This window comes from Acinetobacter sp. V116_7 (assembly GCF_056735735.1).
The window spans coordinates 862,001-874,058 of sequence record NZ_JBWZIF010000028.1 but is presented as its reverse complement, the minus strand read 5'-3'; the positions used below and the strand labels follow the sequence as shown (position 1 = coordinate 874,058).

Genomic DNA, 12,058 nt, shown 5'->3' with positions numbered 1-12,058 from the left:
GAAATGTTCGATAAATTAATGACAGATCAAGAAATTAAAGCGAAATTAATTGAAAGAAGTAGCGAAATAACGAAATTTAGCAAACTACCTCAGCTTGATGGTAATTATTTATCTTTTTTAGGTAAATTTAAAGAAATAGAAATTACACCCGATATTATAATTTTTGGATATGAAACAGCATTAAAAGAAAATCAATATCTTCATGAAAATTATCCTGAAATTAGTGAGAAAGTTTGGATAATTGGTCGTACCGGTCAAGGTGATGAATGGTTTATAGGTAAGGAAAAAAATAATATCTTGTTTTATGATCATAACCAAGGGGAGTATTTGAATATTAATCAGTTTATAGATATGAGAATTACTTTTGAAGACTTTCTTAAAATGGCATTTTCGTATCAACAACTTGAAGAAGAATTGGATATAAACGAAGAGCTTAATAAAGTTGAACAAGATCAATTTAAGAAATTAGTCAATTCTATTAATGAGGGTTTATATGAAAGATATCCCTTTGAATATTTTTAGTTTTTGTATTGGGGTTTAATGATTTTTAGATAAAATATTTGATACTATTTAATTGTATTAAATAGGGAGTCTTAATAGTGCAGGTTTGTTTTAAAAAATTATTAGAGGAAATTGATGATTGTAATGAAATAATTTATGGTGAAAGATTTCTTATTAATCAGGTTAATTCTGTTAATGATGATCTGTTTAAAAGCTATTTAAGTTGTATTCCTGAAAATGATTTTAATATTGATCTAGGAGGGAATATAAATGATTTTTTAGGAAAAGATTCATTAGATAATATTCAATATATGTTTGAAGATATACTCGATGGGGGAAGTGCTACAGTATTCCTAACACAGCATGATGTAAATATCGTATACATAAATCATAATAGTGGCGAGATAGGAGCATGTATTTCAGGTGATGAATTACATATCATTGCTAAAAATTTATTTGATTTTTTTTCGCAAATTAATATTGTGCAGAATCTAATTATTGACCTATATGACTCTAACCCTAGAGGTGAAAATGGAGGGTATAAAACAGGTTTTTTAGAAGAGTTAAAGGAAATTCTTATAAATGAAAAAGTATTGTTAGATGTAGAGAGTTTTATAGAGTTTTTTTATGATTAAAGTGTAAGTAATATTCAAAAATAAGTAGTATTTCTAGATGCTTGTTTAAAAGTACTACTTTGAAATAAGATGTTTTAAAGGTTGGTCTGTGAATTTTTATACAATTTATCCGTCTGAGTATATTGATAGAGATTTTTCTTTTGATTTGAAAGGGAAACAAGAAATTGTCATTGATTATTTTAAATTTGACTTAAGTAATCAATTTTTAAAAAATCCTAGAATAAATTTAGATTATGATAATATTTTTTCTGATCAATTAAATGAGATATTAGAGACTGATTTTTATTATTCATCTTCTGGAATTTTACTATTTTCAAAAAGATTTTTTAATAAAATGAAAGAAATTCTTGAAGATGAGTGTGATTTCTATAAGTGCTATGTGAGGAATGAAGAGGTAGATATTTATGCTATGTATATTAAAAGAAAAAACAATTTATTAGATGAGGATGATTTCATAAAAAATGATCTAGTAGTAGATGGCTTTTTTATTGCTAGAGATACGGATAAACCTTATATTTATGTAGTAAGTCAAAAATTTGTAGATACTATTAATAAATTTAAATTAAAAATGAATTTCTTAGAATACTAAAATATTAGTAACTTTAAAAAGTGAATTAATAGCGTAAGTTTTTAATTCACTTTATATCTTTATTACGTTCGTCATCTTCATCCACTCTTGTATTCATATGGTTAAGTTTCTCTTTACAAAATAGACAGATGTTTCTGTATTTTATAAAATAATGCCAATCCTGACAAAGTTTTCATAAAAAAGATGTTATCTCATATACATAGAATTCTAGAAGATTTGGGTATCAGCTCGCAAAAACGCGTGCTTCATGTTCAGTTTTCTAATCCATCGTTGAATACTCAAGTTTTTTTACAAAGTATTGAAGGACAGCATCAGTTAAATGAAGGACTGATCGCCGATTTATTTTGTCTTTCTACTAATGCCCATATTTCATTAAAACAATTTATTGGTTGTCAGGTTGCAGTCGATCAAGTAACTGATCAAGGGCAGCTATTTAGAACTACAGGAATTATTACAGAAGCCAGTCAGGGGCAGAGTGATGGTTCATTAACATTGTATAAATTGAGATTACAAGACCCGACAGCGCTATGGCATAAACGCCGAAATAGCCGTGTATTTATGAATAAAAGTGTACGGGACATTACTGAAATTCTATTTACTGAGTGGCAGAACAAAAGCCCGTTGTTTGCTTCTGCCTTAACTTTGGATTTAAAAAACCTAAGCCAAGACTACGATGTTCGACCTTTCGTCATGCAAAGTAACGAAACGGATTATGAGTTTTTAACCCGACTTTGGCGTAGTGAAGGCATTAATTGGTTAATTGATGAAGCTCATTTGTTTGCCACTGATAGCTCGGATGAGATTCAATCACAAAAGTTACGTTTAATTGATAATAATGAATCATATTTAGCATTAGACCGAAGAAATATCCGTTATCACCGTAGTAGCGCTGTTGAACAACAAGACAGTATGACAAGCCTTGTGCCAACTCGAAGCTTGCAATCTACAGCCGTGCATGTGCAACGCTGGCAGGCTGATGCTTTAAGTCAAGAAGAAGGCATGGGCAGTGTTCAGTCGAAGCATAGTCATAGTGCTAATCAGGATAATGCGAGTTTAAGTCTAGAACATGCATGGCATGTCAGTCCTGCTTGGATGCAAGACTTAAATGGGGAAGACCAAGCCACTGCATCGGGTCACCAGCAGTTAGAAAAACTCAATCAGAATCTATCTGATTATTATGCATTTCAATCAAAATATTTCCGTGCACAAACCACGGTACGTGATGCGCAAGTTGGCTATTGGTTTGAATTGGATGAACATCCTGAAATAGATACGCATAGTGGATCAGACAAAGAGTTTCTGATTGTTGGGAAAAGCTTCTATCTGCAAAATAATTTGCCTAAAGATTTGCAACAGCAAATCAATCAACTTTTTAGTCAAAGCCAATGGCAAAACAATCAATCAGGGCTAAATGACCAGACTGAGCGTCAGATTAATGAGCTCATTCTGTCGCGTAGAAATATTAAAACTGTTCCTCAGTACCATCCGTTAGAGCACCGTCCAGCTGCTTACCCGCAGCGCGCTAGAGTGGTGGGCTTGGAAGGCGAAAGTATCCATGTTGACCAATGGGGGCGCATTAAAGTTCGCTTCCTATTTACCCGAACTGACGACCATAGCCATGATGGTGGTGCAGGAAGTAATGACAATGACACTGACTCGGCTTGGGTCGATGTATTAACCCCATGGGCAGGTGAGGGTTATGGCGCACGTTTCTTGTCTCGCGTGGGCGAGATCGTTGTGATCGACTTCTTTGACGGCAACATTGACCGCCCGTTTGTGGTGGGTCGTATTCATGAGGCTGAACGTCACCCAACGCAATTCGACCAGAAAGGGCAGTTACCTGATACTAAAAAACTCAGTGGTATCCGCTCCGAAGAAGTCGACGGTAAAGGTTTTAACCAGCTACGCTTTGATGACACCACAGGGCAAATTAGTGCCCAGCTACAAAGTAGCCATGCGGCCAGCCAACTAAACTTAGGTAATTTAAGTCATCCAAAAGATAAGGCGGAGAGTCAAGGTCGTGGTGAAGGTTTCGAGCTACGAACAGACCAGTGGGGGGCAGTCAGAGCAGGCAGCGGCTTACTCCTTAGTACCCACAAACAGGATCAAGCTCAAGGCATACACCTCAATGCAAATGAGGCCAAACAACAAATAGAAGGTGGCCTCAACAATGCCAAGGCACTCAGTGAAGTTGCTAAAAATCAGCAAACCGACCCGTTAGATATGCTTGAGAATATTCAGACTTTCTTAGAAGTTCTCAAACAAGAAGATCCTAAAAAGGCTGCTGAGTTTCAATCAGCAGTGATGCTGCTGGCATCTCCAAAAAGTATTGCTGTAAGTAGTAATGAAGATATACACCTTAGTGCAAATGGTCAGCTCACTCAAAGTGCTGGAGATAGTATTAATATTAGTACGCAAAAGAATATAGTGAGTCATGCGAGTCAAAAAATAAGTCTATTTGCCGCCCAAGAAGGTGCTCGGATTTTTGCTGGTCAAGGTAAACTAGAAATTCAGGCCCAAGGTGATGCTTTGGATGTAATTGCTCGAAAGGGTGTGCAAATTATTTCAACCGAAGACACGGTTTTTATTACTAGTCCAACTGAAATTAATCTGACTGCAAATGGGTCTCAAGTAAAGCTAAATGGTTCAGGTATTTTCCCTGTTACGGGCGGTAAGCTTGAGGTGAAAGCAGGGCAGCATTTGTTTATGGGCGGCTCATCAATAAATCCACCTGCATTAGATTTACCAGACTGTTCGGCTAAACAGTCAGATGCAGCAAAAAATGGATCAGCAAAAGTGATATTAGACTAAGATGAAGCTTTTATTTTCTAAAGATGAATTAAATTCTAAAAAGTTAAGTGATTTAATATCAAACTTATTTGAACAAAATGGCCATATTAGTTTTTTATGTGATGAGACTTTATTGAGTGGATTCTTTGATGAGTTTATCGAAAAGCTAAAAGATTATGAATTGGAACCAATAGAGATTGCAGCTGGTGCTAAAAAAAATAGCCGTCCAGCTCTTTTCTTTATAAAAATAAAAGTGAAAGAAGATCTAGCAAATTCATTAGACTTTATTACTCATATATTATTAATGAATTTGGATCAAAATGAGGATGGTTATTTTATTCATGGATTTAGCAAAATTGATGATCTAAAAATTGCAGTTCAAACTTTTAAAAAACTTGTTATTGCAAAAGATACAAAGAATAAATTTATTTTTCGTTGGTATGATCCACGAGTGTTGGTTTACTTGCCCGCAATAATTGATAAGCAAAGCGAACGAATTGAATCATTTTTAGAGAATTGGCATTTTGTTTTTTTTAACGGTTTGTATGAGGTGAAAATTCAGGAAAAAAGGTCGCTTTTTCCTCTTACTTTTACAAATGCTGAGTCAGCAAAACTAGATTTAATTGAGTTATCGAATACGGTGATTAAACAATCTCTTATATATGACGAGAAGTTGTTGATTCGTCAGGATGAGATATTAGATTCACTTCATCAAGCAATAACACATTATGGAATTTTACATGTAACGGATCTTATTGCTTATGGAATGTATTCCGTTATTTTACATAGAAATTTTATAAAAAGTCGTTTGATTTCAGACATACTTGATCATTGTTGGGTTGATAGAAGTGAGGCCAACTCATTTACCAAAGCAATGGACTATTTAGAAGAAAATCAATATTCACAAGTTATAAGAGAATGTAAAGAGAGCTACCATGGCTAATGATAAACCGACTTTTGCGAAACAAATGAAAAAATTTGGGACGCCAGCACAACAAGAGCAGAAAGTAGTTCAAAAGTTAGGTGTTAGTCCAAACCCAAGCAAAATTAGTCAGCAGGCTGCTGCATCGACGACTCAGAATAATAAAATACCAGTCACTCAGATGTCTAAAAAGGAATGTACTAACTTTTGTCGCCCTACAGGTATAAACATATTACCTCTTAAATATTCGGTAGCTCGTTTAGGAGTCAAACCATTACCGGCACAATTAGGGGCCAATGTTACTAATGTTCCACTTAAGGAATATAAATATACGGTTCGAATGATTGATTCAGGATATATTTACTTACTCATAAAAAGAAAATCAGGGAAAAAAGAGTGGGTTGCGTATATTACTAATAAGAAGGGGTTTCATCAGGAGTTTGCTATAGGGGGTAAAGCTCCAATTGTTGCTCAAGATTTTGCATGCAATAAAGCTGGACATAGTGCTAACGCTTCTTTAATTACTATTCCTTCGGTAAATAATGATGATGCCCAAACGGTCTATTTACTTCATGCTCACGCTCCACTCACCAAAAAAATGAGAGAACAATTTGAAAAAAATGCTGATCAGTATGCGACTTCAGGCTACTGGCAAAAAATTGATGTAACAAAAGGAGCTGTCCAGCAACATTGTCTTTCTAGTGCCCAGTTAAGTGCTGTTGAATTACCTTTGGAATCATATGGTTCTGCTCGTTGGGGAGCAATAAACAAGAAATTTAGTGAGAAACCCAAAGAGCATATTGGTGTTGCGCTCTATGATCCGATTGGAATTACTTCTAAATTAAATGAAGATCGTAATATATTAAGCTTTAAAGGGGTTGATAGCTTCTTAAAAGAAAATAAAGACGGCTTTAGCAATGAACATAAGCTTCAAACTATGACTTTGATTGATAATATCGAGTCTACTTTGAAGCAAAATTTGATAAGTGCAAAATTTAAAAACATTGAAGCTAATAAAAATACAACGTTAGGTCATTTGCAATATGACCCAAGAATTACAGCTCATTTGGATAAGAAAACTGTAGATCAAGTCAAAAAAAATATTGAGAAAACTGCCGAACAACATAAGGTTAGTGCACATCAGGAAGCAATTATTCAAGGTAATAAAGCTTGGGGAGAGTATCGAAAAGAACTTGATATGGATGCTTTAGATAAATTTCGTAAGGATGTCGATAAGAAATCAGAAGAGAGTTATGCTGCTGCGGCTCGCTATGTAGATGATCATTATAACTGGTTGGTTTCTTCTAATCTTTTAAAAGGTCTATTCTATTTTGACCAAAGTGAAGAATTGAAAGAGGGGAAAGTATCAAAAGAAAGCAACGGCTTTATTTTTCATGCAGTCATTATGGATTTAATGTATGGCATGAATTTATTGCAGAAAGGTAAGGATTTATTAAATAAATGGATATGCGAAAAAAAGGTTCCAGATAAAAACTTGTTCTTGAGAGCTTATTGTTTTAATAACAAAGTCTTGATGGATGAGTATGCCAAAATATTTGAAAGTCCAAGTTCAGCAAAAGATTTACTAGATTATAGTAAACAGAGTTTTAGTATGTTTACCGCAGCAGATGCTGCCTTTGATAGTTGGTTGAGTAGTATTGAGGGGAAAAAATTTATCTCGGCAAATGATTTTAAATGGCCAGATAAACTGTTTTACTGGATATCTTTGATGCTGAATTCGGCTCTAAAAGAGTTTGGTGATATACGTTTAAGAACAATAAATATTAGTACAATTACTATAATGGCGCGTGAAGGTGCTCAAAGGCATACAGCTCAATTGTTATATTTAAGGTCAGGGAATTTAGCTCAACAAGTCCCATTAACGAGATTGATGTATAACCTAGAATTTAGAAACGCTGCAATAGCATCTTTACCGCAAAGTGGTATGACTTATACTTATCGTAATACTAGGGCGATAGAAATTAAAAACTCAGTATCCTTAGCAGTTAAAGGGCAATCTGATATTACCAAAAACCGAATACTTGCTATTGTGGGAGTTTTTGAGCTACTGAATTTTTATTTTCAATATGATGCTTGGAAATCTGATATTAAAGATAAGCCGGAGCTATCCGTACAATTAGTGGGTTCGATGTTCTCGGTATCTGCTGTTGCGTTTGATATGTTAGGTGAAAGTTGGGGCCGTAAGACAATTAATGGTGCAGCGGCTTCAGCAGCAGCATTTAGACTGACTGCGGGAAGTCTGGGTATTTTGGGGGGAATAGCAGGTTTATATTCAGATAAAGTTAGTTACGATGATTCTAGTAGTTTGATTGTAAAAAGAATTATTTTAATTAGAATGGCTGCAAATCTCGCTGTATTGGTTGGTCAAGCGGGAGTTTTGGCTAGTGCAGTTATACAATATACTGAAATTGTATTTATTAAGAGAGCTTTGACCAAATTTACCTCAAATGCTTTAGTTGCTTTTCTAATGGGTGCTCGAGTAGTTGCTGGATTAAATTTATTAACATTAGGCCTAATTAGTGTAGAAATTTTACTTAAAAAATATATTTTGGACGATGCAATGAAAGACTGGTGTCAGAAAACAGCTTTTAAATTAGTATCTGATCCTAAGAAAGAATCGTTATTTAAGTCTGCATCTAGAAATGAAAAGAAATTTAAAAATGCAGATGAGGAATATGAAGAGTTTATGAAAGCGATAGTGAGTGTTTAGAATGTACGAGATGTTAAAACTTGAAGGTCGCATTCAAAGACTAGAAATATATGATGACTCTTTAAGTGCATTTGGAAAGTCTGGTGATGCTCAGATTACATCGTCAGCAATTCTGACTGGTGTGGCAGAAAGTGTTTCATTGTCTGCGCAAACGGTATTTCTCGCCTCGCGTAGCCGTTTACATGTTAAGTCAATCGTTATGGAAATCGATGGCAAAGTTTGTGTAGGTCAATTCCATCGTGCATTATTTGAACAAGACGAATATGTCATTTGTATAGTAAAGCGACTTGAAAATAACTTGTATGAACTTTATTCGGTGTTAAGCCCAAAAACAGGTTTGCTTCATATGCAGGTAGGGATGGGGGCTTCCGTTAAGAAGCATAATGCCTCTGCTATAAAAGGTGGGCGAGTGATGTACTTTATTTCTGTAATATGTCTTTTGTTAATTCTTTTATTTGGGAGGGACTTTTCTTTAGATGATTTTTTAAATTGGTTAATAGTTTCTATTTTATTTTATTTTATTTTATTTTTTATTATTAAAAATGCATCCAACTCATTAAAACATTTTTCAGAAAAGTCAGAACAAATTTTTAGTTTGTATGGTTTTAAAGACCCGCAAGAAGTTTTTTTATTGCCAAGTCGTTATTTGAGTGAAAAAGATCATTTGTTACTAGAATCAGTATATGAATATAGAAAAGTTATTGAAAGTGATCCATATCCAGAAAGCTATATAGAGCAAAAATAAAAGAATGGGGATAATAACTAAAGGCTAAAAGGTTATTTAAAGGTAAAGATTTTGAAATTACATCTTCAACTGGTTCAGAGCCCAATCCATTCTCTAGATAAAGCCAAATCTAAAATACCTGTAAATCAGGATATGGGTGGCATCGCAGCAGGTACCGCTTTTGCAGGTGTACTTGCTGGAAGCAGCTCCTTACTCACAAGCTCACCTATTTTATTAATGGCTGGAAAAGCAAAAGATGGGATAACTTTTACAGGTGAAATAGATGGATATCCAGTAATAGGGCAATTTAGGACAACACGTTTTGAAGAAAATGATGAGTTGATTGCTGTAATTAGCGAAAAACCTGTGAATGGGCGTCATCAAGTTTATGCAATTCTCGACCCGAAGTCTGGTTTATTATATATGATTTATGAGATGGGCCGTTCAGTAAAAATGGGATATAGAGCTATTGTGATGCAGTCTTGTTTTTTTAGTGCTCTGTCATTTGGCTTGTTCATGGTGATACTTATATTCAGTTTTATCTCTTCTTCTGATTATTCTGGTGAGAGTATAATATTCTTCTTTGAGGCAGTGCTTATAACATTTTTTATTTCAGTTTCATTTTCTATATTCATAAATTATTTTAGTTTTCGAAAATCATACGAGAATTTTGGCTCTTTATCTGAACAAATATTTGAAAAATTAGGTTTTGAAAATCCAAAAGAACAGGATTTCTATAATGATTTTTTAACGGATGATGGTGTCCAGATTAGTGTAATGAAATATAGAAAAAATCTGAAAGGGAAAGACCCTTATCCAGAAGATTATTTTGATAACAAAAATTTTTGACGTAAAAGGTTGTTCAATGAAGCCTGGATTGTTTGTCGTTACCTTAATATTAGTTACATCTGCATGTAGTCAACAGAAAGAAGAATATACTCACGGAGCTTTGACTAAAGATTATAAGGATGTATCTGAATACAAGTCTAAACATGATCTGGAAAAGGCTGCAAAAACAAATGATGCAGAGGCTATTTTTGTATTGGCATCTATGTATGCCACAGGTGAAGGTGAAAAAATTGATCCAAAAAAAGCATTGGAACTATTTGAGAAATCTGCACAACTAGGCTCTTCAAATGCCATGCTTCAATTAGGACTGATTTATCGAAATGGCAATGAAGTTGTTAAAAAAGATGATCAAAAAGCTTTAATTTGGTTTGAAGAAGGAGCTAAAAAGGGAAATCCTTCCGCAATTCACAATGTTGGGTTAGCCTATTACAAAGGTTTAAATGTAAAACAGGATAGAGCAAAAGCTTTTACATATTTTATTCGATCTGCTGAATTAGGACTCATACAATCCCAGACGGTAGTTGCTGCTCAATTATATGTAGGTGATGGTGTTGAGAAAGACATCAAAATATCTTTTAAGTGGTTATTAAAAGCTGCTGAACAGGGAGATCTTGAGTCACAAAACAATGTAGGCTTGGCTTATGAGCGAGGTGATGGTGTAGAGCAAGATCCGCTTCAAGCACTTGTCTGGTTTAAACGCGCTGCTGATCATGGACATGCGCTAGCGCAATATAATACTGCTCTTAAATATTATAATGGTGCAGGTATGAAACAGAATTTAGATGAATCAATCCGATATGCAGAAATAGCTGTGCGCAATGGAAATAAATCTGGAGCAGAGTTGTTATTTAATATTTATTCGGATGATAGTAGTTCAAAATATAGTCCTGAAAAAGCTAATTATTGGAAGTCTAAAATATAAATTTATACTTAAATAAAAGTTCTTTTGAGTGGAAAGGCCTTTTTCTTTTTCTCTAACTTAAAACTCGCAATATTCTTTAAAACTATAACGCCAAATAGTTTAATTTTTTTGATATTGAGTGTGGTTTTGAACTATCTAAGAACTTGACCTCAAGAGAAATATGGTTACTCATGAATCTATGAATTTTATTGATTTTACTTACTCTCCCAGAGTGAAATAAAAATATACTAAATAGACAGATTAGTCTTGACAAGTTAAATTTTATTTACATTGAATTTTACTTTCATAAATTTGAAATGTATCTTTTGCAATCATTTAATCTGTTTTATCGTTTAAATCAAATGAAATATTTTTAAGAAAATGTTTCATAAAACTTAACTAAATGATATTTATGATAATTTTTTGTTTAGTTTTAATTTTTATTTAATAAATAAAAATCAACAACTTATTTTTAATTACAAAAAATAACAATATTATATTTTTATAAGAATAACTTTATTAAGCTATATTTTATAACCATCTTAACTATTTACTTTTAGTTTAAGTTGATATGATTTTTATATAAAATATGTTTGTTTATATGATAAACTGCGCGTAAATTTTTTGAATATAAGGTTTTTAGACTGATTTTTTAATGTTTTATCAATATTAACTTTTCAGTAAAGCCTTGAATAAATAAGAAAACAGAGGAATGAAAGTTGTGTTGAAACGAAGTATTTTGATACTTTCTCTGACTGGAAACATTATCGGTCTATCAGGTGCTCATGCAGCAGAACTAGAGCCTGTAAAACTTAAAAAAAGTTGTATTAAAAAAAATCCTTTAGCAGAAGGTCAGAATGATCCTGAGCTATTGAATATTTTTAAACAAGTTTGTGATAGTGATAATACGACTCAAAAAAATGATTTATTAGCTAAAGCAGCTATGCGGTTTTATCAAACCAATCAACCAGTTAAAGCATTAAATTTGGCAAGTCAATTGCAAAGTCAAAATATACGCGGTTCATTAATAACAGATGTTTTATTTTTGTCTGGTGTAAGTATTGCAAATAACTCTTTGCAGCAAATGCGAAGTCAGGAAATGCGTTATTTAAGCAACGATGTAACTTATCCACCCGCTAAACAATTAATTGAAAATATTCATACTTCAATGCCTGCGCCAGATACTTCAAGTGTTAAGGCGGCTACAGAAGGTGGCTCAGTTGATAATGAAAGAAGAAGTTATAGAAAACAAACTGTAACCCGCAACAGAGTTACAGCTTCCAGAGCAGCAACAAAACGAGTAGCAACTCCAGCAAAAGCAACTGCGGTTAAACCAAAAACTGCCCCTGTAGCCAATGTTAATAAATCAAAAAGTTCGCCTTTTGACCCTTTAATTAAATAATCAGGAATAGAATC

Annotated in this window: 9 protein-coding genes and 1 pseudogene; all 10 read left to right on the top strand. The window is 33.6% G+C overall.

Going from position 1 to position 12,058, the window contains the following annotated elements:
• The first annotated feature begins 3 nt into the window (after positions 1-3).
• The 10 genes and pseudogenes from AC1PJP_RS18070 to AC1PJP_RS18025 all read left to right on the top strand — a co-directional run bounded on the left by AC1PJP_RS18070 (position 4) and on the right by AC1PJP_RS18025 (position 12,044).
• The gene (locus AC1PJP_RS18070; protein WP_192833604.1) at positions 4-522 is read left to right on the top strand and encodes an SMI1/KNR4 family protein; all 519 of its coding nucleotides are present in this window, start codon (positions 4-6) and stop codon (positions 520-522) included.
• Positions 523-599: 77 nt separating this feature from the next.
• The gene (locus AC1PJP_RS18065) at positions 600-1,136 is read left to right on the top strand and encodes a hypothetical protein (RefSeq protein WP_479767969.1); all 537 of its coding nucleotides are present in this window, start codon (positions 600-602) and stop codon (positions 1,134-1,136) included.
• 88 nt (positions 1,137-1,224) lie between these two features.
• A pseudogene (locus tag AC1PJP_RS18060) lies at positions 1,225-1,563 on the top strand (hypothetical protein); the annotation flags it as partial.
• 345 nt (positions 1,564-1,908) lie between these two features.
• On the top strand, positions 1,909-4,536 hold the full coding sequence (locus tag AC1PJP_RS18055; RefSeq protein ID WP_479767967.1) for a type VI secretion system Vgr family protein: 2,628 nt from the start codon (positions 1,909-1,911) through the stop codon (positions 4,534-4,536).
• A 1-nt stretch (position 4,537) separates the two neighbouring features.
• Positions 4,538-5,458: a hypothetical protein gene (locus tag AC1PJP_RS18050; protein ID WP_479767965.1), complete on the top strand. Its 921-nt coding sequence runs from the start codon at positions 4,538-4,540 to the stop codon at positions 5,456-5,458.
• Positions 5,451-8,168: a T6SS effector BTH_I2691 family protein gene (locus AC1PJP_RS18045; protein ID WP_479767963.1), complete on the top strand. Its 2,718-nt coding sequence runs from the start codon at positions 5,451-5,453 to the stop codon at positions 8,166-8,168. The genes AC1PJP_RS18050 and AC1PJP_RS18045 overlap by 8 nt, the downstream gene beginning before the upstream one ends.
• Before the next feature lie 10 nt (positions 8,169-8,178).
• On the top strand, positions 8,179-8,913 hold the full coding sequence (locus AC1PJP_RS18040) for a putative type VI secretion system effector (protein WP_479767961.1): 735 nt from the start codon (positions 8,179-8,181) through the stop codon (positions 8,911-8,913).
• A 51-nt stretch (positions 8,914-8,964) separates the two neighbouring features.
• Entirely contained in the window at positions 8,965-9,741 is a 777-nt protein-coding gene (locus AC1PJP_RS18035; protein WP_479767959.1) for a putative type VI secretion system effector, read from the top strand.
• Between the two features lie 16 nt (positions 9,742-9,757).
• Positions 9,758-10,663: a tetratricopeptide repeat protein gene (locus AC1PJP_RS18030; protein ID WP_479767957.1), complete on the top strand. Its 906-nt coding sequence runs from the start codon at positions 9,758-9,760 to the stop codon at positions 10,661-10,663.
• Positions 10,664-11,354: 691 nt separating this feature from the next.
• Entirely contained in the window at positions 11,355-12,044 is a 690-nt protein-coding gene (locus AC1PJP_RS18025) for a hypothetical protein (protein ID WP_198307617.1), read from the top strand.
• Positions 12,045-12,058: the final 14 nt, after the last annotated feature.